This is a genomic window from Lentzea sp. NPDC020367 (assembly GCF_044387305.1).
In the GTDB taxonomy this organism is placed as follows: domain Bacteria; phylum Actinomycetota; class Actinomycetes; order Mycobacteriales; family Pseudonocardiaceae; genus Lentzea.
In genome coordinates, this window is sequence record NZ_JBIRVV010000004.1 from 102,843 (window position 1) to 126,744 (window position 23,902).

The following is a 23,902-nucleotide window of genomic DNA, read 5'->3' on the forward strand; positions in this document are numbered from 1 at the left end:
CGCGTCTACCGCGCGCCCAGCCGCAGCACCATCTGCGGCACCAACGTGCTGCCGAGGAGTGGGCGCAGGTCCGCGCGCAACGCGGCCAGGTCCACCGGGTCGAGTGCGGGGGAGACGTCGAACCCCATCGTCCCCGCCGTCAGGATCACGCGCTGCATCGCCTGTCCCGCACGGATTTCCGCCGCCGCCCCCTGGTTGAACGTGCACAGCACCAGCTCGGTCCCGCTGCGCACGTGCAGCCACGCCCGTTCCACCTCGGCCGCCCGCGACAACAGCCCGCGCCAGGAGGCCAGCTCGGGGAACGCCGTCCACGCGCGACGGTTCGTGCGCAGGGAGTGCAGCAACGCCAGCACGTCCGGACTTGCTTCCTGGTACCCGCCGAGCCGGATGGCCGCGGCCGCGTCGTGCGCGCTCGGCCCCGGCAGCAACGTCACCAGTGGACGGATGCCGTGCCCCTGCAGTGCCAGCCGGACGTTGAGCAGCGCGACTCCGCAGGCGACGCGCGTCTCCCGGCCGTGCGGAGTGGAGGTGTGCAGCTCGATCTGCTCGGGCCGCACCTCGAACCGCACCCCCGAGACCGAGGCCCTCGCGAGTGCCAGGACGGCACGCACGTCCTCACCCACGAGTCCTAGTGAGCCGGGCAGTGCGATGGTCATGTGCTCACTCTCCGGCCGGAGACGTAGATCGACCACAGTCGAAGGTCCCCTCTTACTAGGGCCGTGAGACGTCGGAAAATGTGCGAATCTAGGCGGCGTGCCTGACGTGCCTGGTCGCCGCGACCTCGACGAGCTGCTCGACGAGGTCCGAGACCGCATGGACGAGATCGTGACCACCCGCGACCAGATGCAGGAGCTCCTCGGCGCCATGCTCGCCGTCGCGTCGGGTCTGGAGCTCAAGCCGACGTTGCTGCGCATCGTCCAGGCCGCCGCCGACCTGGTGGGCGCCCGCTACGGCGCGCTGGGCGTGCTCGGCACCCGTGACGACCTGTCCGAGTTCATGCACGTCGGCGTGGACGAGGTGACGCGCGCGTCCATGGGCCACCTGCCCGAGGGCAAGGGCCTGCTCGGGTTGCTCATCAAGGACCCGACGCCGCTGCGCCTGAGCGACCTCGCGCAGCACGAGATGTCCGTCGGCTTCCCGCCCAACCACCCGCCGATGCACAGCTTCCTGGGCGTGCCCGTACGCGTGCGCGACGAGGTGTTCGGCAACCTGTACATGACCGAGAAGATCGACGGCGCCGAGTTCACCGCCGACGACGAGGCCGTGTTGCAGGCCCTGGCCGCGGCGGCCGGCATCGCGATCGAGAACGCCCGGCTGTTCGAACGCTCCCGCATGCGCGAGCGGTGGCTCGAGGCGATCGGCGAGGTCAACTCCGAACTGCTGGGCGGCGCGTCCGGCGAGTACGCGCTGCGCCTGATCACCCAGCGCACCGTCGAACTGGCCGGCGCCGACTCCGCCCTGGTCGTGCTCGGCGACGGAGACCACACGCCGCTGTCCGTCGCCGCGAGCGCGGGCGTGAAGATCGAGAACTTCACCGCCTCCGACTACGCCGTCGACGAGGTGGTCCGCTCCGGCGTCCCGCTGCTGGTGGACGACCTCGGCACGACTTTCGGTCCTGCCCTCGCCGTGCCGTTGCGGTCCGAGATGGGCGTCACCGGAGCCCTGGTCGTGCTGCGCCGCTGCGGTGAGACGCGGTTCCTGCCCGACCAGGTGCCGATGCTGGCGTCGTTCGCCGACCAGGCGGCCGTCGCCCTGGAGTTCGCCGAGCAGCAACGCTCACAACGCCTGCTCGACGTCCTGGAGGACCGCGACCGCATCGCCCGCGACCTGCACGACCACGTGATCCAGCGGCTGTTCGTCACCGGCCTCACCCTGCAGGCCACCATGCGCCGCATCACCGAACCCGACGTGGCCGCCCGCCTGCGGACCGCCGTCGAGCAGTTGGACGAGACGGTCCGCGAGATCCGCACGTCCATCTTCGACCTGCACTCGACGGACAACACGTCGTTGCGGCGCAGGCTCCTCGACCTCGTCGCGGGCCTGACCGAGGCGACGGACCTCAAGCCGTCCGTCCGCATGTCCGGCACCGTGGACAACTCCGTGCCACCCGAACTCGCCGAACACGTCGAGGCCGTGGTGCGCGAGGCCGTGACGAACTGCGTCCGGCACGCGTCCGCGACCGAGCTGACGGTGCTCATCGACGCCGGCGACGACGTCGTGATCACCGTGCAGGACAACGGAGTGGGCGTTCCGGCCGACGCCGCCCGCAGCGGGCTGCGCAACCTCACCCACCGCGCGGCCAAGTTCGGCGGGTCGCTGGAGGTGCGGGAGCCGGAGGGCGGCGGCGCCTGCCTGGTGTGGCGCGTTCCCCTGGGCTAGTGCGGCTTCTCGACGTCCTTGCGGAACTGCGACGCGAAGACGGCGGCCTGCGTGCGGCGCTGCATGCCGAGCTTCGCCAGCAGGTGCGAGACGTAGTTCTTGACGGTCTTCTCGGCCAGGAACATGCGCTCGGCGATCTGCCGGTTCGTCAGGCCTTCGCCGATCAGGTCGAGGACCGTGCGCTCCTGCTCGCTGAGCATGCGCAGCGGGTCGCCCTCCTCGCGTTCGCGGCGGATCCGGTTGAGTAGCGCGGAAGTCGTGCGGGCGTCCAGAAGGGACTGTCCCGCCGCGACCGTGCGGACCGCGTTGACCAGGTCGGCGCCCAGGATCTGCTTCAGCACGAAGCCGGAGGCGCCGGCCATGATCGCGTCGAAGAGGGCCTCGTCGTCCGCGAAGCTCGTCAGCATCAGGCACTGCAGGCCGGGGATCCGGCTGCGGAGTTCGCGGCACAGTTCGATGCCGTTGCCGTCCGGGAGCCGGATGTCGAGCACCGCCACGTCGGCCTGGGCGCCCGGCACCTTGGCCAGGGCCTCCGTGACCGACGCGGCGTCACCGACCACGACCAGATCGGACTCCTCGCCGAGCAGGTCCGCTATGCCACGCCGGACGATCTCGTGGTCGTCGACGAGGAAAACACGCGTCGCCATGAGGGCCACGGTAGCCCAAAGACCCTGCCACGAGGGGACCAACGGCACGCGGCTCACTGCGACGATCGGGCCTACTTTGGGATCACGAGCAGACTTCCCGTGGTCGTCGGAGTCGATGGTTCCTCGTCCGCGCTCGCCGCGGTGGCATGGGCCGCTCGGTCGTGTGCGCATCACGGTGCGCCGTTGCGGTTGGTGCACGCGTACACGTTGCCGACGCGCGGGTATCCCGAAGTCATCTCATCGGCGCGTGACCTGCGGTCGGCCATGTACGACCAGGGACGAATGTGGCTTTCTCAGGCCGTTGCCGTCGCACGGGCAGAAGCACCTGACGTGTCCGTGGAGCACGACCTGCGCATGGAACACCCCACGCCCGTGTTGATCGCGGAGTCTGCACGCGCACGCGAGGTGGTGGTGGGATCGCACGGGCTGGGCGGGTTCACCGGAGCGCTGATCGGCTCAACGGCCGTGGCGCTGTCGATTCACGGTGAGTGTCCCGTGGTGGTGGTGAGGTGGCCAAAGAATCGAGCACAGCAGCACGACGGGCCCGTGGTGGTGGGTGTCGATCTCTCGCCCGAGTCGGACCCGGCCATCGGCTTCGGGTTCGAGGAGGCGGCGGCGTCCGGGGTGTCGCTGGTCGCGGCGATGGCGCACGTCGACGAGCAGTCGTCGCTGCTGAACACGCGCATGTCCGGGTGGCTGGAGAAGTACCCGGACGTCGCGGTGGACCAACTGGTGGTGGGGGAGCGGCCGATCCCGTTGCTGCTGGAGCTGGGGCAACGGGCCGGGCTGCTCGTCGTCGGGTCCCGGGGGCGTGGTGGATTCGCCGGGATGCTGCTCGGATCTACCTCGCAGGCCCTGATCTACCACGCCCCGTGCCCGGTGGCCGTCGTCAGGCCTGCTTGACGGCGGAGATCTCGAACTCGAGGACGACCTTCTCGCTGACCAGCACGCCGCCGGTCTCGAGCGCGGCGTTCCAGGTCACGCCGTAGTCCTTGCGGTTGATGGTGTGCGAGCCCTCGAAGCCCACGCGGGTCTGGCCGTACGGGTCGATGGCCACGCCCTCGAAGGCGAACGGGATCGTGATGCTCTTGGTGATGCCCTTGATGGTCAGGTCACCGGTGATCTCGAAGTTGTCGTCGTCGATCTGCTTCGCGGAGGTCGAGACGAACGTGATCTCCGGGTGGGTCTCGACGTCGAGGAAGTCGTTGGTGGTCAGGTGACCGTCGCGCTGCGCGTTGCGGGTGTCGATGCTCGCGACCTTCAGCGTCACCGCGGCGGTGGTGTTCTCGGGCTTGTCGCCGTCGATGGAGATCTTGCCGTCGAACTCGTTGAACGCACCACGAACCTTGGTGACCATCGCGTGGCGTGCGACGAAGCCGATGCGGGAGTGCGAGCCGTCGATGACGTAGTCGCCGGTCAGTTCGGAGAGGTTGGTGGCGGTGGTCATGGTGTCAAGTCCTTCGGTTGCTCGATTTGGTTGAAGTGTCACTCACCCTGCCGGAACGTGGATGATGTGTCAACTATTCCCGTATGCTGAACCAGTGACACGATGGTTGGAACCTGAGCAGCAGCGGGCGTGGCGTGCCTACGTCCGCATGCAGGGGGAGCTCAATGCGCATCTGAGCAGGCAAATGTCAGTCGACTCGGACATCTCGATGGCTGACTTCGCCGTGCTGGTGCAGCTCACCGACACGCCTGATGAACGCGTACGCGTGTTGGAGCTTGCACGGTTTTTGCACTGGGAGAAGAGCCGTATCTCTCATCACGTCGCACGGATGGAGAAGCGCGGCCTGGTGCGCAGGGAGAACTGCCGCAGTGACGGGCGCGGGTCGTTCGTCGTGCTGACGGACCAGGGACGGTCGGCGATCGAGGAGGCGGCGCCCGCGCACGCCGAGACGGTCAACAAGCTGGTGTTCGACCTGCTCGACGACTCCGAGGTGACGGCGCTGCGGGAGATCTCCGAGAAGATCTTCACGCGCCTAACGACAGGAGAATGTGCGGCGGTAATCGCTCGGTGCGATGCCGACGACCCGATGGAAGTGGTGCCGGAGGAGAGCGGCTGTCCCGAAGCCTGACCTGGTCGCGACCGAGTCGACGTCCAGGTCGGTCTCCTCGAGGAGCCTGCGCGCGTGAAGTACCCGTTGGAGTGACAGCCACTTGTTCGGGGTGGTGCCGGTCTCCGCGGCGAACCTGCGCGCGAAAGTTCGTTCGGACATGACGGCGAGCTTCGCCATCGTGGCCACCGTGTGGTTGTCGGCGATCGTGTCGAGCACCTGTTCCAGCACCGGCTCCAGGCTGTCGGAGCTGCACTCCGGGATCGGGAGCTCCACGAACTGCCGCTGACCGCCGTCGCGCTGCGGCGCCACGACCATCCGGCGCGCGATGATGTTGGCGATCTTGGTGCCCAGCTCCCGCCGGACCAGGTGCAGGCAGGCGTCGATCCCCGCCGCCGTGCCGGCGCTGGTGATGATGTTGCCGTCGTCCACGAACAGCACGTCCGGGTCCATGTGGGCCTTCGGGAACCGCTCCTGGAACTGCCGCGCCTCGCGCCAGTGCGTCGTGCAGTTCCGGTCGTCGAGCAGTCCGGCCGCGCCGAGGATGAACGCCCCGCTGCACACGCTGAGCAGCGTCGCGCTGGTCTCCTGGAGCGCCTTGACCAGCTTCTCGGGGTACTGGTCGCGGACCCGTGCGGCGGGCAGTGCGACGAGGTCGACGCTCTGCAGCGCGTCGAACCCGTGTTCCGGCGTGATGCTCACGCCCCGGACGTTCGTCGGCACCGGCTCGTTCGGGAGCTCGCCGCAGACCCGGAAGTCGATCAGCGGCACGCCCTCCTCGGTTCGGTCGACGCCGAACACCTCGCAGAGCAGGCCGAACTCGAACGGCGCGACGCCGTCGATGAGGGGAACCGCCACCGAAGCCAGCATGGCAGGATATTAGCGCGCAGCGTCAGATCTGCCACTGTTGGCGGGATATTGCCGACCATACATTTATGACATGACTCTTGCAGCGATCGTCCTGGCAGTAGCAGCACTCTCCGTCTGGCTCGACAGGCACCGTGACCGCACCTCCGGTCTGGCGGGCTCGTCCGACGTCAACGACCGCGACCGCAGCCGCGTGCGCAACGACCTGCGGTACCTCACCTGATCTGGGGCTCCGGCCCCGTGTAGCGGGCGACCGGGCGGATGATCTTCGTGTCCTCGGACTGTTCGAGCGCGTTGGCACACCACCCGATCACCCGGCTGCACGCGAACGTCGGCGTGAACATCTCTCGCGGGATGCCGCACTGCTCCATCACCACGCCGGCGTAGAACTCCACGTTCGCGTACAGCTGCCGGCCGGGTTTGAGCTCGGCCAGCAGCTCCGTGACCCTGCGCTCGACGGTGACCGCGAACTCCGTGAGCCGCGTGGGCTGCTCCAGCGCGATCTCCTTGAGCAGACGCGCCCGCGGGTCCTCGGTCTTGTAGACGGCGTGCCCGAACCCCATGATCCGGTCACCCTGTTCGATGCGCTCCCGCACCCAGGCGTCGATGTTGTCCGGCGTCCCGATGAGGTCGAGCGCCTCCAGCGCCCGGTCCGGCGCGCCGCCGTGCAGCGGCCCGGAGAACGTGCCGATCGCCGCCGTCACCGCCGACACGACGTCCGCTCCCGCCGACGCGACCACGCGTGCGGTGAACGTCGACGCGTTGAAGCCGTGGTCGATCGTGGCGATCAAGTACTGCTCGACAGCACGGGCCGCCCATGTTGACGGCTCCTGCCCGGTCAACATGTACAACCAGTTCGCCGACGTTGACAAATCAACCCTGGGGTTGACGGGATCAAGTCCGAGCTTGAGCCGGTGCAGTGCCGCGAGGATCGTCGGCGTCATCGCGCTGACCTTCAACGCGTCCGCCTTCCTGGTGCTCATCGGCGCGTCCCACATCGGCTGCGCCGGCAGCATCGACAACGCGGTCCGCAGCCCGGCCAGCGCCGTGCACCCCGACCGCGCGACGGCGGGCAGCACCTCGCGGATCGATGCGGGCACCGTGCGCAGCTCGGCGGTCTGGCGGGCGAACAGCGCGGCCTCGTCCGGGTCCGGCAGCCTGCCCTCGGTGAAGAGGAACCACACGTCCTCGAACGACCGCGTCCTGGCCAGTTCGATCGCGTCGTGCTCGCGGTAGTGGTAGTAGCCCGCGGCACCGTTCACGTCCCCGATCAGGGTCGTGGTGACGACGACGTCTTTAAGCCCTTTGGGTGCATCAATCAACATGGACACCAGGCTCCGTCAACATGTCTTGTACAGTCAACGTTGATGGAATCAATGTTGACGACGAATCAAGCTGCTCGCCGCCTGGGCGTGAAACCGGCGACGGTCTACGCGTACGTCAGCCGCGGCCACCTGACCAGCACGAAGGTGAACCGCCACAGCATGTTCGGCGTCGCCGAGGTGGAGGCCCTGGCACAGCGCACTGGTGCGCGCGGAGCAGTGGCCGCTGTGACGGATCGCATCCGCACCCGCATCTCCCTGCTGGAGAACGACCGCCTGCACTACCGCGGCCGTTCCGTCCCCGAACTCTCCAGCACCAAGCGCTTCGAGGACGTCGCGCACTGGCTGTGGACCGAGATCGACTCGGCGGGCATGCAGTTCCCCGAGGGCCAGGAGATCTGGATGGCCCTGCCCGACAGCGCCACCCTCACCGACCGCGTCCGCGTGGCGATCGCCCTGGCCAGCGTCGGCGATCCGCTGCGCTACGACCTCGACCGGGCCGTCACCACGGCCAAGTCCCTGATCGCCGACGTCGTCGAGTCGCTCCCGCTGATCGGCAGGCCGCAGGGCACCGACATCGCCGAACGCCTGTGGGCCCGCCTCTCGCCGGAGCCCGCCCAGCCCGACCTGCTCAACGCCGCCCTGATCCTGCTGGCCGACCACGACCTGGCCATCTCGACCATGGCCGCCAGGGTCGCCGCCTCCGCCCACGCCAACCCGTACGCCGTCGTGTCGGCGGGCATGGGCGCGATGGAGGGCCAGAAGCACGGCGCCGCCACCACGATCGCGTACCGGTTCCTGCTGCAGGCCCAGTCCGACCCGATGGGCACCGTCGCCGAGCACCTGCGCTCCGGCCAGCCCATCCCGGGCTTCGGCCACCGCGTCTACCAGCGCCGCGACCCGCGCGCCGACCACCTCTTCGCCCTGCTGCGCAGCCACGGCGACCTGGTGGCGGACAAGGTGATCGCCACCCAGTCGCAGACGTTCCCGAACGTCGACCTCGCGCTCGCCCAGTTCGCCCTGCTGTTCAAGATGGCGCCGGACGCCGGCGAGGCGATCTTCGCGATCGCGCGGATCGTGGGGTGGATCGCGCACGCCATGGAGGAGTACAAGGAGCCGGGCCTGCGGTTCCGCACGATGGGCGTGTACACGGGCGACCGGCCGTAGCCGGGTGAAGCGCCAGGCGACCCCCAGGACGCCTGGCAGCTGAGAGCTCGTTCAGTCCGGCAGACCGGCGTGGTCCTCCCCGGCGAAGGCGAGGATCCGCGCGTTGGTCAGCTCGACTTCCTCCAGGTTCAGCGCATGGGTCGCCCCAGGGACGATCTCGGTGCGCACGCGCGGCACGAGCGACTCGACGCGCGCGGCGAGCTCCGGTGCCTTGATCAAGCTGCGCTCGCCCAGGATGAAGTAGGTGGGCACGTCGATCGACCGCAGCTCGTCGTCGGTGAACACGTGCAGCGGAGCCATCTGGACCTTGTACTTCATGCCGCGGAACACCAGCGGGCGCATCGTGTGACGCACGGCGGGATCGCCGCCGCTGACCCGGCGCAGGATCGCGGCGGGCAGCCACCAGCTGGACAGCTCGCCGATGCTCCAGAGGACGAACTTCCGGAAGTTGATCCCGAACCCGCCCGGTTCGAAGGCGAGGACGCCGGCGACCCCCGCAGGACGCCGGGTGGCGAGGTTCAGCGCCAGGCAGGCACCGCGCGAGATCCCGACCAGGTGGACCTTCTCGTGGCCGAGGCCCGCGAGGACGTCGGCGAGCCAGTCCGCCTCGTCGTCGGTGCTCTCCATGGGCCGAGTCTGAACCGAGCGCCCCGGCTCGCCGATCATGTCGACGGCGTACACGGTGTGCCGCGCCGCCAGTTCGGCGACGAAGGGGTACCAGGACAGCGAAGTGCCCATGGCGCCGTGCAGCAGCACGATCGGCGTGCCGGTGCCGCTGCGCCGGACGCGGGTCGAGCCGAACCGCGTCTCCACGTCCAGTTCCTCCGACGGCACCGGCCACTTCCGCCGGATCGCCTCGTAGGTGGCGAAGTAGCGCTCCTGTGCCTTCTGGTCCACGAACTTCCCGACCATCACACCCCCAGGTTGTTTTTCCAATGCAGATGCAATGTAACAGCGCCGCGGGGTGCTCGTCGACACCGGTCGTTGTGACACAGTGATCACATGCCGAAGCGCGTCGACCACGAGGAGAAACGGCGTGACCTCGCGGAGGCGCTCTTCCGGATCGCTTCGACGCGAGGCCTTCAGTCGGTGACGTTGCGCGCGGTCGCGGCGGAGGCGGGCGTGTCGATGTTCCAGATCCAGTACTACTTCCCGACCAAGGAAGAGATGCTGCGGCACGCCTGGCAGCGGATCACCGAGCTGGGCGCCGAACGCGCCGGGCAGCGCATCGCGGAGGCGATGCGGACCGGTGACGAACGCGCGGTCATGCGGGCATGTCTGCTCGCGGTCCTGCCGACGGACGAGCGCAGCCGCATGCTCTGCGCGGTGCAGATCGCCTACTTCGCCATGGACGTCACGCGCGGCGGTCAGGCGCCGGACCAGCAGGCGATGATGCCCTACCTCGTGCGCCTGCTCGCTGACCAGCTCGGACTCGCCAGGAAACGCGACCGGGTCCCGGCACACCTCGACCTCCAGCTGGAGGCGGACGCGCTCGCGACCATGACGGCCGGCCTCCTCAGCGCGATGCTGGTCGACGCCTACGACGCGGACCAGGCCACGCGGATCGTCGACTACCGGCTCGACCAGCTGTTCTCCGCCTAGCGCGGTCCGCCCCCTTGGCCGCTGGCGTGATCGCGTCGCGAAGCGGACCATGAAAACCATGAGATTGTCCGCAGTGGACAACCTGAAGGTGATCCTGGTGGCGTGGGTCATCGGCGGCCACGCGCTGCTCGGCTACGCCGCGATCGGTGGCTGGCCCTACGACGAGGTCAACGAGGTCACGTTCCACCCCGGCGTCGAGACGGTGCTGGCGGCGGTGATCGGGCCGTCGGGGTTGTTCTTCATGGGCACCTTCTACTTCATGGCCGGGATCTTCACGCCCGGCTCGATCGAGCGCAAAGGGCGGCGGCGGTTCATCGTCGAGCGGCTCGTGCGGCTCGGCACGCCGTGGGTCGTCACCGCGCTGGTCGTCTGGCCGACGTTCGTGTGGATCGCCTACAACGGCGCCGGGCGGGACGTCTCGTGGTGGCAGGCGTTCACGGACCGGCAGCCGTTCCTGGACAGCGGGTCGTTGTGGTTCGTCGGGGTCTTGCTGATCTTCAGCATCGCGATCGCGTTGGCACCGCCGATCAAAGAACGCACCATCACGACGAAGACCGTCGTCGGCATGACGATGATCGTTGCCGGCACGACGTTTCTGACGCGGCTGGTCTTTCCGGCGCGCAGCGGGCAGGTCGGGGACCTGCACCTGTGGTGGTGGCCGCAGTGCCTGGGGATGTTGCTGCTGGGGGCGATCGGCGGGCGCAAGCTCGCGGAACGGGTGCCGGACGAGATCTACCGGATGACCCGCAACGTCGTCATCGGCACGATCGCGGTCCTGCCGGTCGCGGCCGCGCTCATGGGCGTGCTGGACCTGGCCAAGAGCGCCGAGCCGTTCCTGGGCGGCTGGAAGTGGCAGGCACTCACTCTCGCCCTCGTCGAGGGAATCCTCGTGGTGGCAGGAAGTCTGTGGCTGATCGGGCTGGCACAACGCCGGCTTGCGCGCCAGGGGCCCTTCACCGAGGGGCTGGCGCGGTCCGCCTACGTCGCGTTCGTCGTGCAGGGGCCGATTCTGCTCAGCCTCGCGACCGCCCTGCGCCCGTTGCCACTGCCCGCTGAACTCAAAGCGCCGTTGGTCGGGGCGGGGGCGATCGCGCTGGCGTTCGCCATCGGCTGGGTCGTCACTTCACGCCGAGGCGCTTCAGCACGCTCGTCGTGATGCCGGCAGCGTCCAGGCCGTGCGCTCGCAGGATGCGGGCGCGGGAGTCGTGCGGCAGGAAGCGCGGCGGCAGCGCGAAAGTCGCCACACAGGTCGGGGAACCGGCCAGGGCCTGACCCAGACGGGCGCCCAGGGCACCGGTCGACGTCGTGTCCTCCACCGCCAGGACCAGGCGGTGCTGGCCGCTGTACTTGACCAGGTGCGGGTCCAGGGGAGCGGTCCAGCGTGGATCGACCACGGTGACGCGGACGTCGTGCGACGCCAGGTCCTCCGCCGCGGCCAGGCAGGGGCCGGCGAGAGGGCCCACCGCGATCAGCAACACCTCGGCGTCCGGTTCCTCGCGCAGCACGTCGAAGTGGTTCACGCGCCGCAGTGCGGGCACGTCCGGACCGACGGCGGCCTTCGGATAGCGCACGACCGTCGGGCCGTCCGACACCTCGACGGCTTCGCGCAGCAACTCGGCCAGAGAAGCCGGATCGCGTGGTGCGGCCAAGCGCAGGCCGGGCACGACGGGCAGCACGGAGGCGTCCCACATGCCGTGGTGCGACGCGCCGTCCGGGCCGGTCACCCCGGCGCGGTCCAGCACGAACGTCACCGGGAGCCGGTGCAGGGCCACGTCCATCAGCAACTGGTCGAAGGCGCGGGACAGGAACGTCGCGTAGACGGCGACGACCGGGTGCAGGCCGCCCATGGCCATGCCGGCGGCGGACGTCACGGCGTGCTGCTCGGCGATCCCGACGTCGAACACGCGCGCCGGGAAGCGTTCGGAGAAAGGCCGCAGCCCCACCGGTTCCAGCATCGCCGCGGTCAGGCACACGACGTCCGGACGTGCGGCACCGATGGCCACGATCTCGTCCGAGAACGCGTCGGTCCACGTTCGCCCGCCGGAGGCACCGGACGCGCCGACGGCGTGCATGCGGTCGGCCTCGTCGGACTCCGCGGCGTCGTACCCCTTGCCCTTCACCGTCTTGCAGTGCACGACGACCGGACGACCGAGGGACTTGGCCTCCCACAGGGCGTTCTCGACGGCGTGGACGTCGTGCCCGTCGACCTCGCCGATGTAGGCGAGACCCAACGCCTCGAACAGGTGCCGCGCCGACCCGGCCAGCAGGGACGCCGCGAAACCACCGGTCGTCGGGTCGTAGGAGCGGCCGTTGTCGTTCAGCAGCACCACGACGGGACGCGAGGAGCCGCCGATGTTGTTCAGGGCCTCCCAGCACATCCCGCCGGTCAGCGCGCCGTCCCCGACGATGGCGACGACCCGGCGATCGGTGCCGCCGAGCTCGAACGCCTTGGCCAGACCGTCCGCATAGGACAGTGCGGTGGAGGCGTGCGAGTTCTCGATGACGTCGTGCGCGGACTCGGCGGCGGACGGATAGCCGGACATGCCACCGGCCTGGCGCAACGAGTCGAAGTCGGAGCACCGGCCGGTCAGCATCTTGTGCACGTACGACTGGTGCCCGGTGTCGAACAGCACCACGTCGGTGGGGGAGTTGAAGACCCGGTGCACCCCGATCGTCAGCTCGACGGCACCCAGGTTCGGGCCGAGATGGCCACCGGTCCGGTGCACCTTGGAGATCAGGAACGACCGGATCTCCGCCGCCAGCGAAGAAAGTTCAGAGGACGAGAGCGCCCGGACGTCCGCGGGCGAGGCGATGTCAGCCAGCACGGCGCACCGCCAGCGGCAACGTGAAGGCGATCGTCTCCGTCGCGGTCGTGTGCGTCGACACGGAGACGGAACCCAGTGCTTCCAACGCCGCCACGACCTCGTCCACCAGCTCAGGGGGCGCGGAAGCACCGGCCGACAACCCCACCGACGACACACCGGAAAGCCAGGCCGGGTCGATCTCGGACGCGTCGTCGATCAGGTAGGCCGGCGTGCCGCCGCGGGCCGCGAGCTCGACCATCCGCACCGAGTTGGACGAGTTCCGCGACCCCACCACCAGCACCAGGTCCGACTGCGCGGCGACCTCGCGGATGGCGACCTGCCGGTTCGTGGTGGCGTAACAGATGTCGTCCGAACCGGGGCCGCGCACCTGCGGGAACTTCCGCTCCAGCGCCTCGATCACCTCGGTCGTCTCGTCCACGGCCAGCGTCGTCTGCGTCAGGTAGGACACCGGACCGGTGATCTCCAGCGCCTCGACGTCGGCCACGGTCTCCACCAGCACCATCTGGTCGGGAGCCTCGCCGAACGTGCCCTCGACCTCCTCGTGCCCGGCGTGCCCGATCAGCACGATGGTGTCGCCGCGTTCGGCGAAGCGCCGCGCCTCGGCGTGCACCTTCGTCACCAGCGGACAGGTCGCGTCCAGCACGTCCAGCGAACGGTCCCGCGCCTCAGCGCGCACCGCGGGGGAGACGCCGTGCGCGGAGAAGACCGCCGTGGCACCGACAGGCACCTCGGACAGCTCCTCCACGAACACGGCGCCACGAGCCTCGAGCGAGCGCACGACGTGGACGTTGTGCACGATCTGCTTGCGCACGTAGATGGGGCCGCCGCGCTGGTCGAGCAGTCGTTCCACGATCTCGATGGCGCGCTCCACCCCGGCGCAGAACGACCGGGGTGAGGCGAGCAGCACCGAACGCGGCGGATGTTCCGTCATCTAGTGCCTTCCAAAAAGGGGATTCAGTGGTCCCGGTGGGTGACCAGCTGGGCGAGCGTGCCGAGCTCCACCGCCGCACGCGCGGTCGGTGAGGCCTCGCCGAGACGAACCAGCGCCTGCGTGTGGAGTTCGTCGGCCTGCGTCTGGCTCCACGCGCGACCACCGGCCATGTCGACCAGGGATGCCGCCCGCGCAAGCGTTTCCGCGTTCATCTCCTGCGCGCCGAAGTACAACGTCCCCAGCTCCGCGGAGGCGGGCACACCGGCGTTCAGCGCACGGACGACGGGCAGGGACTTCTTGCGGTTCACCAGATCCGAGTGCGCCGCCTTGCCCGTCACCTCCGGGTCGCCCCAGATGCCGAGCAGGTCGTCCACGTGCTGGAACGCCAGACCCAGCTCGGCGCCGTAGCCGCGCATCGCCTCGACCTGCTCGTCGGACCCGTCGCCGTACAACGCGCCCAAAGCCGTTGAGGCGCCCAGCAAAGCGCCCGTCTTGCCCCTGGCCATCCGCTCGACCTCGGGCACCCGCACGTCGTTGCGCGTCTCGAAGTCCAGGTCGTACGCCTGCCCTTCGAGCAACGCCACCGTGGCGTCGCCCAGCGTCCGGATCGCCTCCAGGGCACGCGGATGCCCTGACGCCGCGAGGACGTCGACGGCCAGCGCCTGCAACGCGTCGCCGGCCAGGATCGCCGCGTTGACGCCGAACACGGTCCACGCCGTGGCCCGGTGGCGCCGGGTCGTGTCGCGGTCCATCACGTCGTCGTGCAGCAGTGAGAAGTTGTGGATCAGCTCCACCGCGACCGCCGCCGGAACGGCGGAGGCGGCGGTGCCACCGACGGCCTCAGCCGCCAGCAGCACCAACGCGGGGCGGATCGCCTTGCCGCCGTTCTCCAGCACCGGGTTGCCGTACTCGTCACGCCACCCGTGGTGGTACTCCGCGATCGTGCGCATCGACGGCGGCAACTGGTCGACGGCCTTGCGCAGAGCCGGAAGCACGAGGCTCCGGCTCCACGCGAGCAGCTCACCGGCGGGCCTGCCGGCCGCCAGCGGTTCGGTCATCTCGGCTGTCATGACTTAGAGACCGATCTCCACGTTCTCCAGCACACCCAGCGCGTCCGGCACGAGCACGGCCGCCGAGTAGTACGTGGACACCAGGTACTTGAGCATCGCGTGCTCGTCGATGCCCATGAACCGCACGTTGAGGCCGGGCTCGTACTCGTCGGGGATGCCGGTCTGGCGCAGGCCGACGACGCCCTGCTTCTCCTCGCCGAGCCGCATCGCGATGATCGACGTGGTGCCGTTCTTGTTGACCGGGATCTTGTCGCACGGCGCGATCGGGATGCCGCGCCACGACTGCAGCGGCTTGCCCTCGACCTCCACGGTCGGCACGTACAGGCCGCGGTTGTTGAGCTGCCGGCCGAACGCCGCGATCGCCTTGGGGTGGGCCAGGATCAGCTTGGTGTTGCGGCGCCGCGAGATCAGCTCGTCCATGTCGTCCGGCGTCACCGGGCCGGAGTTCGTGCTGACCCGCTGCTTGAGGTCGGCGTTGGCGAGCAGGCCGAACTCCTTGTTGTTGATGAGCTCGAACTCCTGCCGCTCGCGCAGGGCCTCGATGGTCAGCCGCAACTGGTGCTCGACCTGGTCCATCGGCTGGCTGTAGAGGTCGGCCACGCGCGTGTGGACGCGCACGATCGTCTGCGCCACCGAGAGTTCGTACTCCCGCGGGCGCAGCTCGTAGTCGACGAACGTGCTGGGCAGCGTCGGCTCGCCGTCGTGGCCGGACGAGATGTCGATCTCGGCCTCGCCGTGCTTGTTCGACGCGTTCGTCGGGTTCGCCAGCTGCTGCTCGATGTGCTCGCGCAACGGCTCGATCTGCCCGTTGAGCTGCCGGAACGCCGCCCGCGACAGCACGACGGCCGTCGTCGGCGTCAGCGCGCGAGCGGTGAAGCTCCAGTCCTTGTCGGCACCGGACAGCACCGGCTCGTCGCCGATGTACTCGCCGTCCGCGATCGTGCCCAGCGCCACGTCGTCGCCGTACTCGCCGAGCCCGGTCTTGGTGACCTTGCCGTGCGCGATGACGATGATCTCGTCGACGGACTCGCCGCGGTGCGCGATCACCTCGCCCGGCAGGTACTCGCGCTGCTCGAAGCGGTTCGCGACGGCGGTCAGCGCGGCCTCGTCCTCGAACCCGCGCAGCAGCACGAACTCCGCCAGCTCCTGCGGCACGATCCGCACCTCGGAACCCACCGAGGTGAACGTGACCCGGCCGTCGCCGATCGCGAAGGTGAGCCGGCGGTTGACGCGGAACGCACCACCCTTCGCCTCGACCCAGGGCAGCATGCGCAGCAGCCACCGGGGCGAGATCCCCTGCATCTGCGGTGCGGACTTGGTGGTCGTCGAGAGGTTGCGGGCCGCCTTCGTGGAAAGGCTCAGCTGCCCGCCCTCGACCCCAAGGCCCGGATCGGTAACAGTCACTGGAAGTCCTGCCAATCTGTTGGTGCTGAGTTGGAACTAGCGAACGAGTACTGCGGCCGTGCCAAGGCCAGAAGGCCGGTGAAACGACTTCCGGGTGGGGACCGGGGAGTAGCTGAAGCGGCCGGACCTCTGCGTCCACAGCAGTTCGCCGGCCAGCCACGACTTCAACGCCTCGACGTACCGGTGCAACCCGGCCTTGGCCTCCGCGTCGAGGCCGTACTCCTCGGCGATCGACGGCAGCTCACCGAGGATCGAGCCGATCTGCCGCAACCGGGCCGCGATCAGGTCGCCAACGACCGAGACGGCCTGCTGGAGGTCGCAGTCGAAGAACTGCTGCACGGCGAGAACAGCGCTGGTCGTGCTGCCGCCGGTCGCGTAGAGGAGGTCGAAGCCGACGATCTCCTGGCGCAGCGCGGGAACGTCGCCGAACGAGTCGACCAGAGCGCGCATCGTGCTGTTGCGCAACAACTCCGCGGGCAGTTCCGCGCCGACGGACTTGCGGGCGAGCTTCGCGGACAGCTCAGTGGCGATCGACCGGCGCCGCATCTCCACGAGGTCGATCGGGTCGGGCACCCTGCCCTGCGCGGTGTTGTGCAGCTCCCACAGCAACGCGTCGAAGAACTCGACCAGGTGTTCCTGGTCGTCGTTGTCCAGAGTGGACCGCGAGACCAGGTCGGCCAGGCCCCGCTCGGCCGGGTTCGCCGAGGGGAGCGAGCCGCTCAGCACCGACTTCAACGCCGCCACGAACGCCTTGCCGCCCGCGACGTTGCGAGGCCGGAGGAAGCCGGCCTGGAACGCGTCGGTGACGTAGAAGCCCCACGTGTGCCAGTCGTTGATGTGCTTCAGGTCGTCGAGCGAGGCCGTCGGGTGGGTCAGCGGGCCGAAGCCGCCGTAGTCCGCAGCGTCGTAGAACGCCTCGGTCCACGGCGTGCCGTTGAGCATGCCCATGTCCCGCACCCACGTCCTGGTGTGCTGGCGGACGCGGTCGACGTGCGGTGAAAGCCTTGCGGCGAAAGGCATGTCGAACGAGGGAACCTCAACCACGAGCCACCCCCAGCCACGCCGCGGACGTGCCCAGGCCGGTCGGCCCGCGCAGGATCGTGCGGAAGAAGGCGGAGTTGCCCGCGCCTCCTTCGACTTTCGTGTACCGGCCGGCGTGCAGGTGCCACTCGTGGCCGCCGGACTGCCAGTCCTGCAGGCCCTTCACGTACTTGAGCACGCGGGCCTGCTCCAGCGGGTCCACGCCGTTCTCGGAGAACAGCACGGGAAGTTCGGTGAAGACGGTGTTCTCGAACTGGTGCAGGCGCGAGGTCAGCAGCGTGTTCACGGCCTCGACCGCGGTCTGCGTGTCGTGGCCGAAGAACTTCTCGAACACGAGCACCCCGTTGGAGTTCTCGCCCTCCTTCAACACTTCCCGCTCGTACGAGAAGATGTCGTTGCGCAGGTGGATCGCGTCGGAGAACGTGTCGGACAGGACCCGCAGCGGCCGGGTGCCCGCGATGGACGCGGGCACCTCGGCCGCCTCGGAGACCTCCACCAGGTTCGCCGACCACGGCGCGCCGCCGACCTTGCGGCGCATCTCGATGTACTCGATCGGGTTGGCGACCGTGCCGCTCTCGATGTTCTTGATCTCCCACATGCACTCGAGCAGCAGGTTGTGGGTGCTCGTGGTGAACCGGCGCCGCCAGTCCTGCGACATCAGCGGAATCGTCCGCTGCCACAGGTCGACGAGGCCGCGTTCGGTCGGGTTCTGCGGCTCCGGCCACGGGTCCGTGCCGTTGAGGGGCATGAACGCCGGCAACCGGTCGAGATACGCCTTCGCTCCCGACACGTCCTTGCTCTGCTTGAACTCCGCGAAGAACTCGTCGTCGAAGTAGAAGACCCAGACGTACCAGTCCGTGATGAGGTCGAGGATCTCCGCGGGCGCGTCCGGATGGGTCCACGCGCACATGAACCCGTAGTCGTCGCCCGCGAGGATCTCGTCGGTCCACACCCCGGTGTCGAGCATCCCCATGTCCCGCGCCCACTGAGTCGAGTGGACGCGGGCGCGTTCGAGGTGGGGGTTCATCCGCGCCGGGTGCGGCACGTAGAACTCCGGCATGGTGAAGGAGGCCAAGACCTATCCCTCGCGACCGAGCTCGACGTGCTCCAGCACACCGATCGCGTCCGGCACCATGATGGCGGCCGAGTAGTAGGCGCTGACCAGGTAGTTGATGATCGCCTGGTCGTTGATGCCCATGAACCGCACCGACAGGCCGGGCTGGTACTCGTCCGGGATGCCGGTCTGGTGCAGGCCGATGACGCCCTGGTTCTGCTCGCCGGTGCGGATCAGCATCACCGACGACGTGCGGGTGTCGGAGACCGGGATCTTGTTGCACGGCAGCACGGGGACGCCGCGCCAGGCCGGCACCTGCTGGCCGTTGAAGTCGATGTGCTGCGGGTAGAGGCCGCGCTTGTTGAGCTCACGGCCGAACGCCGCGATCGTGCGCGGGTGCGCGAGGAAGTAGCCGGGGTCCTTCCACACGATCGACAGCAGCTCGTCGAAGTCGTCCGGGGTGGGCGGGCCGGAACGGGTGTGGATGCGCTGCTTGAGGTCCGCGTTGTGCAGCAGGCCGAACGACCTGTTGTTGACGATCTCGTGCTCCTGGCGTTCGCGCAGGGCCTCGATCGTGAGCCGCAACTGCTGCTCGACCTGGTCCATCGGGTTGTTGTAGAGGTCCGCGACCCGGCTGTGGACCTGCAGCACGGTCTGCGCGACGCTCAGCTCGTACTCGCGCGGCGAAAGCTCGTAGTCGACGAACGTGCCGGGCAGGACGGGCTCGCCGTCGTGACCGGACGACATGCCGATCTCGGCCTCGCCGTGCTCGTCCTGCGGCTTGTTGCGGCTGTTGAAGGTCTGCTGGATGTGTGCGCGCAGGCCGCCCGCTTCCCCGTTGAGCGCCTGGAAGTCGTCCCACGACAGCGTGAGCACGGTGACCGGGGTGACGGCCTTGGCCGTGTACTCCCACTCGCCCTGCGGCCCGGCCAGCACGGTCTCGCCGAAGTACTGGCCGTCGGCGAGGTTGCCGAGCACGGTGTCGCCGCCGTACTCACCGGTGCCGACCTTGTCGACCTTGCCGTGCGCGATCAGCACGACGGTGTCCTTCGGGCGGCCCTTCTCGACGATGACGTCGCCGATGCCGAACTCCTGCTGCGTGAAGCGGCCGGCGAGCGCCGCGAGGACCTCTTCGTCGTCGAAGCCCTTGAGCAGTGCCAGTTCGGTGAGCTCCATCGGCACCACGCGGATCTCCGCGCCGATGTTCGTGAACGAGACGCGGCCGTCGCCCAGCGTGTAGGTGAGCCGCCGGTTGACGCGATAGGCACCACCCGCCGCCTGCACCCAGGGCAGCACCTTGAGCAGCCAGCGGGAAGTGATTCCCTGCATCTGCGGGACGGACTTGGTGGTCGTGGCCAGATTACGTGCGGCGGCCGTGCCCAAACTCAGCTGCTGACGGCCCTCATTGAGGTCAGAATCCGTCACAGTCACAACCCACACCCACCTATCTCAATGCGCTAATGGACCAAACCGATAAGCCGGAACGGACGTTAGTTCGCGCTCTTGAGAGCTGTGAAGGGGCCAAGAAGGCGACATTCGGGTGGGTGGTTTAGGCCTGATGATGCTACGGAGCGTACAACTGCTGCCGCAGGCAACCGGTGTTGTATCGGCAGGTGGGTGACCGAGCGCTATTCGCGCATTGATGGAATAGGGCACTCGTTTGGCCCAGTAGGATCACTCTTTCGAGCGCACCGACGGGCCTTGTCCGGATGATATGCAAACACCACTTCGAGTGGGGTCGAATCCACTCGAAGTGGTGTGGGGCAATGCACAGCTGCGCCTTCCGGTGATGTTCGGAGGCGATAGCCGGATTTTGTACCAACGGCTATTCGTGCTATTACGCTTCGCGGCCGTTCAGGAATGATTCCAGCTCGGTGACGACGAACGCGTGGTCCTCGGCCTGGGGAAGCCCGGAGACGCCGACGGTGCCGACCGGACCCGTGCCGCGGAGGATGACCGGGAAGACGCCGCCGTGTGCCGCGTACAGCGCCGGGTCGAGCCCCGACTCCGCCTCGAACGTCGAGCCCTTTTCGCGGAACGTCGTGCCGACGTAGAACGAACTGTGGCCGAACAGGTCGACGACACGCGCCTTGCGCTCCAGCCACCTGTCGTTGTCCGGCGCGGTGCCGGGCAGCGCGACGTGGAAGAGCCGGTGCCCGGCCCGCTGCACCGAGATCGCGATCGGCAGGCCCTGTTCCTTCGCGGCGGCGAGCAGGTGCAGGCCGAGATCGATCGCGACGTCGTTGCCGAAGCGCGTGAACTGGAGCTTCCGCTCCTGGGCGAGCAGTTCTTCGCTGGACGGGCTCACAGGGACACCACCTTGTTCTCGCGTGCGGAAAGGAAAGCGGCCTCGATGACCCGCAGCGCGTCCACGGCGCTCGCGGGGTCGACGGGGATCCGTCCAGCCTGGAGTTCGGCGTAGAAGGTCTGGTACGCACCGGGTTCCACGGTGATCTCGGTGGTGTCGTCGAGGATGCCGAGCCGGCCGGTCCGTTCTTCGCGGCCCCAGTCCGGATCGGTGGGGCGGCGGCTGGCCTCGAGCGCGTCCTCCTGCTCGTCCAGGCCGCTGATCTCGAACGCGCCCTCGCTGCCGAGCAGCCGGAAGCGCGGGCCGAGGTTCGCCGCGTGCGCGTTGGCCCACAGGTGGGAGCGGACGCCGTTCTCGTGCGTCAGCGCCACGAACACGTCGTCGTCCACCTGCGCGCCGGGACGTCGCCGGTCGAGTTCGGCGTAGACGCTCCTGACCGGACCGAACAGCTGCAACGCCTGGTCGACGAGGTGCGCGCCCAGGTCGTAGAGCAGGCCGCCGGCCTCCTCCGGAGCGCCGAACTCGCGCCAGTTGTCCCAGATCTCCGGCACCCAGCGGTCGTATCGAGACTCGAACCGCCGAACTTCACCCACCTGGCCGATGATCTTGCGGACGGTGAGGAAGTCGCTGTCCCAGCGGCGGTTCTGGAAGACCGTGAGCGGCACGCCCTTGGCCTTCGCGGCGGCCACCAGTTCCGCGGCCTCGGCCGACGACGGCGCGAACGGCTTGTCGACCACGACCGCGACGCCCTTGTCGATGGCGCGCTTCGCGTACTCGACGTGCGTTCGGTTCGGCGTGCCGACGACGATGAGGTCGAGGTCCAGCTCGAACAGTTCGTCGGCGGTGACGATCTTGGCGTCCGGGTGCGCGGCACGGGCCTGCGCCTGCCGCTCCGGGTTCGCCGTGACGATCGCGACGAGGTCCATGCCGTCCGTGGAGGAGATCAGCGGGGCGTGGAAGACCCGCCCCGCGATGCCGTAGCCCAGAAGTCCGACTCGAGTCATGCTTCCGATTAAAGCAACGCTGTTGAATAATTGCGACCGTGGACCTCACCTCGCTGCGTTCGCACAACGACAGGACAGTGCTCAGACTCGTCCGCTCCGGGGCTCTGAGCAGGGCTTCCATCGCCGACCAGGCAGGACTGACCCCGCAGGCGGTCTCGAAGATCGTGGCCAGGCTCATCTCGGCGGGTCTGCTGGAGGAGACCGGCGCCGTGCGCGACGGGGGCCGTGGCAAACCCAGGATGTCGTTGCGGCTCGCCGCCGGAGGGGCCTGTGCGTACGGGGCCTACGTCGACCGCGACGAGCTGCGGGTGGTGAAGCTCGACCTGACCGGCGAGGTGGTGTCGTCGGCGGTCGCGCCGCTGGCCCCGATGTTCACGCCGGACGACGTGCTGGACGCCCTGGAGCCGTTGGTCGAGGCAGGGGAGAAGGTGCTCGGGCTTGGCATCGGCATCGCCGGTCCGCTGGACTTCCGCGACGGCGTGGTGTCGCCGAACGGCCTGCCGGGCTGGTCCGGCGTTCCGTTGAAGGCGCTGGCCGAGGAACGGCTCGGGCTGCCGGTCGTCGTCGACAAGGACACCAACGCGGCCGTGCTCGCCGAGGCGTGGCGACGGCCGTTGCGGGACGCGGCACTGGTGTTCGTGGGCACCGGTCTGGGCGTGGGGCTGCTCCTCGGAGGCGAGGTGCATCGAGGCGCACGGTCGGGGGCCGGCGAGTTCGGGCACACGACCATCCAGCTCGACGGGCCGCTGTGCGTCTGCGGACGGCGTGGGTGCGTGGAGGCGGTGCACGCGGCCACGACCGGGGTGGAGGCGGCACGGGTGCTCGGCGCGGCGGTGGCGAACCTGGTGCAGTTGCTGGACCTCGACCAGATCGTCCTGAGTGGACGGAAGGTCCTGGAGTCTCCGGACCTGTACCTGCGGGCGATGCCGGACGTGGACGTGAGCGTCACGTCCTACGGCCCCGACCTGGTGCCAACCGGCGCCGCACTGCTGGTCCTGGGCGAGTTGTTCTAGCATCGGCGGCGTGGACGTCGAGCACGTCGTCGGCCTGCCGCACCCGCGACTGAGGCCGTTCGTGACGCGGTACTCCGGGTATCGGATGCGTACCGAGCCCGGCATTCACCGCGGCCTGCCGTCGCGCTCGCTCACGCTCGTGGTCACGATGGACGGCACGGTCGACCTGTCCGAGGGCCGGTTCGCCGCGCTGTGCGGCGGGCTGCACGACGAGGCCGTGATCATCACCCACGACGGGTTCCAGCACGGCGTCCAGTGCGACCTCACGCCGCTGGGGATGCGGGCGTTCTTCGGCATGCCGGCCGGCGAGCTCAGCGCCCTCACGGTCGGGCTCGACTCCCTCGACGCTCCGGCCGCTGAGCTGCGCGAACGGCTGCAGGACGCGCCGACGTGGACGGATCGGTTCGCGCGCATGGACGAGATGCTGGGCAGGCTGGTGAAACCGGTGCGGCAGCAGGTCGAGGTGGCGTGGGCGTGGCAACGGCTCGCCGCCGGGGCGCCGGTCGCGGAGATCGCGGCCGAGGTCGGGTGGAGCCGGCAGCACCTGAGCGCCCGGTTCGCGGCCGAGTACGGGCTCACGCCGAAGGTCATGGGCCGCGTGATGCGGTTCGAGCGCGCGAACCGGATGCTGCGCGGCGAACGTCGGCCCACGTTGACGGAAGTGGCCGCTGCCTGCGGTTACACCGACCAGGCGCACTTCAACCGGGACTGGCGGGCGCTGTGCGGGGCGACCCCGACCGAGTGGATCGCGGCCGAGCTTCCATTCGTACAAGGCAGCGAGCACGGTCAGGGCGCAGAGTTGCCTTCATGAGCACACCACCACCTACCTGCTGGCCCTGTTTGTCCTATCAGGACGCTCCCGCCGCCATCCGCTTCCTCGTGGAGGCGTTCGGGTTCAAGGAACATCTCGTCGTACCGGGGGAGGCCGACGGCGAGGTCGTGCACTGCGAGATGGTCTGGCCAGAAGGCGGCGGCATCATGCTGGGGTCCGCCGTGCGGTCGGTCGGCGAGGTCGAGGCGACCAAGGTCGGCGCCGGATCCGTCTACGTGGTGACCGACCGGCCCGACGAGCTCCTCGCGCAGTCGCTGGCGCACGGCGCGACCGAGATCCGCGGTCTGCGCGACGAGGACTACGGCTCGCGCGGCTTCACCGTGGCCGATCCCGAGGGCAACCGCTGGAGCTTCGGCACTTATCGCGGAGCGTGAGGCAACCT

General features: G+C 69.0%; 25 protein-coding genes. 10 read left to right on the forward strand and 15 right to left on the reverse strand.

What is annotated here, in order from left to right:
* Nucleotides 1-5: 5 nt before the first annotated feature.
* The gene (locus ACH413_RS18145) at nucleotides 6-656 is read right to left on the reverse strand and encodes a hypothetical protein (RefSeq protein WP_360034858.1); all 651 of its coding nucleotides are present in this window, start codon (nucleotides 654-656) and stop codon (nucleotides 6-8) included.
* Nucleotides 657-813: 157 nt separating this feature from the next.
* On the opposite strand from ACH413_RS18145, the gene ACH413_RS18150 reads away from it, so the two are divergent.
* Entirely contained in the window at nucleotides 814-2,379 is a 1,566-nt protein-coding gene (locus tag ACH413_RS18150) for a GAF domain-containing protein (RefSeq protein ID WP_360035137.1), read from the forward strand.
* Here ACH413_RS18150 and ACH413_RS18155 read toward each other — a convergent pair.
* A complete protein-coding gene (locus ACH413_RS18155; protein ID WP_360034855.1) occupies nucleotides 2,376-3,026 on the reverse strand; it encodes a response regulator transcription factor in 651 nt (216 codons plus the stop codon). The two genes, ACH413_RS18150 and ACH413_RS18155, sit on opposite strands and share 4 nt — an antisense overlap.
* 99 nt (nucleotides 3,027-3,125) lie before the next feature.
* Here ACH413_RS18155 and ACH413_RS18160 point away from each other — a divergent pair, with 99 nt between their 5' ends.
* Entirely contained in the window at nucleotides 3,126-3,929 is an 804-nt protein-coding gene (locus ACH413_RS18160; RefSeq protein ID WP_360034852.1) for a universal stress protein, read from the forward strand.
* Here the strand turns inward: ACH413_RS18160 and ACH413_RS18165 are convergent.
* A complete protein-coding gene (locus ACH413_RS18165) occupies nucleotides 3,916-4,473 on the reverse strand; it encodes a YceI family protein (protein ID WP_360034849.1) in 558 nt (185 codons plus the stop codon). The genes ACH413_RS18160 and ACH413_RS18165 overlap by 14 nt on opposite strands.
* 184 nt (nucleotides 4,474-4,657) lie before the next feature.
* On the opposite strand from ACH413_RS18165, the gene ACH413_RS18170 reads away from it, so the two are divergent.
* Nucleotides 4,658-5,101 (forward strand): MarR family winged helix-turn-helix transcriptional regulator, encoded by a 444-nt coding sequence (locus ACH413_RS18170; RefSeq protein WP_396425115.1) that lies wholly within the window; start codon nucleotides 4,658-4,660, stop codon nucleotides 5,099-5,101.
* Here ACH413_RS18170 and ACH413_RS18175 read toward each other — a convergent pair.
* Nucleotides 5,006-5,950 (reverse strand): helix-turn-helix domain-containing protein, encoded by a 945-nt coding sequence (locus ACH413_RS18175; RefSeq protein WP_360034843.1) that lies wholly within the window; start codon nucleotides 5,948-5,950, stop codon nucleotides 5,006-5,008. The two genes, ACH413_RS18170 and ACH413_RS18175, sit on opposite strands and share 96 nt — an antisense overlap.
* A gap of 70 nt (nucleotides 5,951-6,020) precedes the next feature.
* Here ACH413_RS18175 and ACH413_RS18180 point away from each other — a divergent pair, with 70 nt between their 5' ends.
* A complete protein-coding gene (locus tag ACH413_RS18180) occupies nucleotides 6,021-6,170 on the forward strand; it encodes a hypothetical protein (protein WP_360034840.1) in 150 nt (49 codons plus the stop codon).
* On the opposite strand, the gene ACH413_RS18185 is transcribed toward ACH413_RS18180, so the two are convergent.
* A complete protein-coding gene (locus tag ACH413_RS18185; protein WP_360034837.1) occupies nucleotides 6,163-7,272 on the reverse strand; it encodes a citrate/2-methylcitrate synthase in 1,110 nt (369 codons plus the stop codon). The genes ACH413_RS18180 and ACH413_RS18185 overlap by 8 nt on opposite strands.
* A 42-nt stretch (nucleotides 7,273-7,314) precedes the next feature.
* Here ACH413_RS18185 and ACH413_RS18190 point away from each other — a divergent pair, with 42 nt between their 5' ends.
* Complete coding sequence (locus ACH413_RS18190; protein WP_360034834.1) at nucleotides 7,315-8,436, forward strand: citrate synthase; 1,122 nt, start codon at nucleotides 7,315-7,317, stop codon at nucleotides 8,434-8,436.
* 51 nt (nucleotides 8,437-8,487) lie between these two features.
* On the opposite strand, the gene ACH413_RS18195 is transcribed toward ACH413_RS18190, so the two are convergent.
* A complete protein-coding gene (locus tag ACH413_RS18195; RefSeq protein ID WP_360034831.1) occupies nucleotides 8,488-9,348 on the reverse strand; it encodes an alpha/beta fold hydrolase in 861 nt (286 codons plus the stop codon).
* Nucleotides 9,349-9,438: 90 nt separating this feature from the next.
* Between ACH413_RS18195 and ACH413_RS18200 the strand changes: the two genes are divergently transcribed.
* Together ACH413_RS18200 and ACH413_RS18205 are read left to right on the forward strand one after the other, a co-directional pair.
* Nucleotides 9,439-10,038 carry a TetR/AcrR family transcriptional regulator gene (locus ACH413_RS18200; RefSeq protein ID WP_360034828.1) on the forward strand — a complete coding sequence of 200 codons (600 nt, stop codon included), beginning with the start codon at nucleotides 9,439-9,441 and terminating at the stop codon, nucleotides 10,036-10,038.
* A 58-nt stretch (nucleotides 10,039-10,096) separates the two neighbouring features.
* Entirely contained in the window at nucleotides 10,097-11,194 is a 1,098-nt protein-coding gene (locus ACH413_RS18205; RefSeq protein ID WP_360034825.1) for an acyltransferase, read from the forward strand.
* On the opposite strand, the gene ACH413_RS18210 is transcribed toward ACH413_RS18205, so the two are convergent.
* The 9 genes from ACH413_RS18210 to ACH413_RS18250 form a co-directional block, all read right to left on the reverse strand.
* Nucleotides 11,157-12,863, reverse strand: coding sequence for a 1-deoxy-D-xylulose-5-phosphate synthase (locus ACH413_RS18210; protein ID WP_360034822.1), 1,707 nt, complete (start codon nucleotides 12,861-12,863; stop codon nucleotides 11,157-11,159). The two genes, ACH413_RS18205 and ACH413_RS18210, sit on opposite strands and share 38 nt — an antisense overlap.
* Nucleotides 12,853-13,794: a 4-hydroxy-3-methylbut-2-enyl diphosphate reductase gene (locus ACH413_RS18215; RefSeq protein WP_360034819.1), complete on the reverse strand. Its 942-nt coding sequence runs from the start codon at nucleotides 13,792-13,794 to the stop codon at nucleotides 12,853-12,855. Before ACH413_RS18215 ends, ACH413_RS18210 begins: the two co-directional genes overlap by 11 nt.
* 23 nt (nucleotides 13,795-13,817) lie before the next feature.
* Entirely contained in the window at nucleotides 13,818-14,864 is a 1,047-nt protein-coding gene (locus ACH413_RS18220) for a family 2 encapsulin nanocompartment cargo protein polyprenyl transferase (protein ID WP_360034816.1), read from the reverse strand.
* 3 nt (nucleotides 14,865-14,867) lie between these two features.
* Nucleotides 14,868-16,268, reverse strand: coding sequence for a family 2B encapsulin nanocompartment shell protein (locus ACH413_RS18225; RefSeq protein ID WP_360034813.1), 1,401 nt, complete (start codon nucleotides 16,266-16,268; stop codon nucleotides 14,868-14,870).
* A 36-nt stretch (nucleotides 16,269-16,304) separates the two neighbouring features.
* Complete coding sequence (locus ACH413_RS18230; RefSeq protein ID WP_360034810.1) at nucleotides 16,305-17,288, reverse strand: hypothetical protein; 984 nt, start codon at nucleotides 17,286-17,288, stop codon at nucleotides 16,305-16,307.
* Nucleotides 17,289-17,304: 16 nt separating this feature from the next.
* Nucleotides 17,305-18,384 carry a hypothetical protein gene (locus ACH413_RS18235; protein ID WP_360034807.1) on the reverse strand — a complete coding sequence of 360 codons (1,080 nt, stop codon included), beginning with the start codon at nucleotides 18,382-18,384 and terminating at the stop codon, nucleotides 17,305-17,307.
* Between the two features lie 3 nt (nucleotides 18,385-18,387).
* Nucleotides 18,388-19,794, reverse strand: coding sequence for a family 2B encapsulin nanocompartment shell protein (locus ACH413_RS18240; protein ID WP_360034804.1), 1,407 nt, complete (start codon nucleotides 19,792-19,794; stop codon nucleotides 18,388-18,390).
* Between the two features lie 406 nt (nucleotides 19,795-20,200).
* Complete coding sequence (locus tag ACH413_RS18245) at nucleotides 20,201-20,671, reverse strand: heme-degrading domain-containing protein (RefSeq protein ID WP_360034801.1); 471 nt, start codon at nucleotides 20,669-20,671, stop codon at nucleotides 20,201-20,203.
* Nucleotides 20,668-21,675 carry a Gfo/Idh/MocA family oxidoreductase gene (locus tag ACH413_RS18250; protein WP_360034798.1) on the reverse strand — a complete coding sequence of 336 codons (1,008 nt, stop codon included), beginning with the start codon at nucleotides 21,673-21,675 and terminating at the stop codon, nucleotides 20,668-20,670. The genes ACH413_RS18245 and ACH413_RS18250 overlap by 4 nt, the downstream gene beginning before the upstream one ends.
* Nucleotides 21,676-21,713: 38 nt before the next feature.
* On the opposite strand from ACH413_RS18250, the gene ACH413_RS18255 reads away from it, so the two are divergent.
* The 3 genes from ACH413_RS18255 to ACH413_RS18265 are packed head-to-tail and all read left to right on the forward strand — an operon-like array spanning nucleotide 21,714 to nucleotide 23,894.
* On the forward strand, nucleotides 21,714-22,688 hold the full coding sequence (locus tag ACH413_RS18255; protein ID WP_360034795.1) for an ROK family transcriptional regulator: 975 nt from the start codon (nucleotides 21,714-21,716) through the stop codon (nucleotides 22,686-22,688).
* Nucleotides 22,689-22,698: 10 nt separating this feature from the next.
* Entirely contained in the window at nucleotides 22,699-23,499 is an 801-nt protein-coding gene (locus ACH413_RS18260) for a helix-turn-helix domain-containing protein (protein ID WP_360034792.1), read from the forward strand.
* Entirely contained in the window at nucleotides 23,496-23,894 is a 399-nt protein-coding gene (locus ACH413_RS18265; protein ID WP_360034789.1) for a VOC family protein, read from the forward strand. The genes ACH413_RS18260 and ACH413_RS18265 overlap by 4 nt, the downstream gene beginning before the upstream one ends.
* The last annotated feature ends 8 nt before the right edge of the window (nucleotides 23,895-23,902 follow it).

Excerpts from the sequence above, each read along its gene's own strand:
- ACH413_RS18180 (WP_360034840.1), top strand. The coding sequence starts at position 6,021 with ATGACTCTTGCAGCGATCGTCCTGGCAGTAGCAGCACTCTCCGTCTGG.
- ACH413_RS18155 (WP_360034855.1), bottom strand. The coding sequence starts at position 3,026 with ATGGCGACGCGTGTTTTCCTCGTCGACGACCACGAGATCGTCCGGCGT.
- ACH413_RS18230 (WP_360034810.1), bottom strand. The coding sequence starts at position 17,288 with ATGCCTTTCGCCGCAAGGCTTTCACCGCACGTCGACCGCGTCCGCCAG.
- ACH413_RS18175 (WP_360034843.1), bottom strand. The coding sequence starts at position 5,950 with ATGCTGGCTTCGGTGGCGGTTCCCCTCATCGACGGCGTCGCGCCGTTC.
- ACH413_RS18145 (WP_360034858.1), bottom strand. The coding sequence starts at position 656 with ATGACCATCGCACTGCCCGGCTCACTAGGACTCGTGGGTGAGGACGTG.
- ACH413_RS18250 (WP_360034798.1), bottom strand. The coding sequence starts at position 21,675 with ATGACTCGAGTCGGACTTCTGGGCTACGGCATCGCGGGGCGGGTCTTC.
- ACH413_RS18150 (WP_360035137.1), top strand. The coding sequence starts at position 814 with ATGGACGAGATCGTGACCACCCGCGACCAGATGCAGGAGCTCCTCGGC.
- ACH413_RS18265 (WP_360034789.1), top strand. The coding sequence starts at position 23,496 with ATGAGCACACCACCACCTACCTGCTGGCCCTGTTTGTCCTATCAGGAC.
- ACH413_RS18195 (WP_360034831.1), bottom strand. The coding sequence starts at position 9,348 with ATGGTCGGGAAGTTCGTGGACCAGAAGGCACAGGAGCGCTACTTCGCC.
- ACH413_RS18215 (WP_360034819.1), bottom strand. The coding sequence starts at position 13,794 with ATGACGGAACATCCGCCGCGTTCGGTGCTGCTCGCCTCACCCCGGTCG.
- ACH413_RS18205 (WP_360034825.1), top strand. The coding sequence starts at position 10,097 with ATGAGATTGTCCGCAGTGGACAACCTGAAGGTGATCCTGGTGGCGTGG.
- ACH413_RS18170 (WP_396425115.1), top strand. The coding sequence starts at position 4,658 with ATGTCAGTCGACTCGGACATCTCGATGGCTGACTTCGCCGTGCTGGTG.
- ACH413_RS18185 (WP_360034837.1), bottom strand. The coding sequence starts at position 7,272 with ATGTTGATTGATGCACCCAAAGGGCTTAAAGACGTCGTCGTCACCACG.
- ACH413_RS18165 (WP_360034849.1), bottom strand. The coding sequence starts at position 4,473 with ATGACCACCGCCACCAACCTCTCCGAACTGACCGGCGACTACGTCATC.
- ACH413_RS18190 (WP_360034834.1), top strand. The coding sequence starts at position 7,315 with ATGGAATCAATGTTGACGACGAATCAAGCTGCTCGCCGCCTGGGCGTG.
- ACH413_RS18200 (WP_360034828.1), top strand. The coding sequence starts at position 9,439 with ATGCCGAAGCGCGTCGACCACGAGGAGAAACGGCGTGACCTCGCGGAG.
- ACH413_RS18220 (WP_360034816.1), bottom strand. The coding sequence starts at position 14,864 with ATGACAGCCGAGATGACCGAACCGCTGGCGGCCGGCAGGCCCGCCGGT.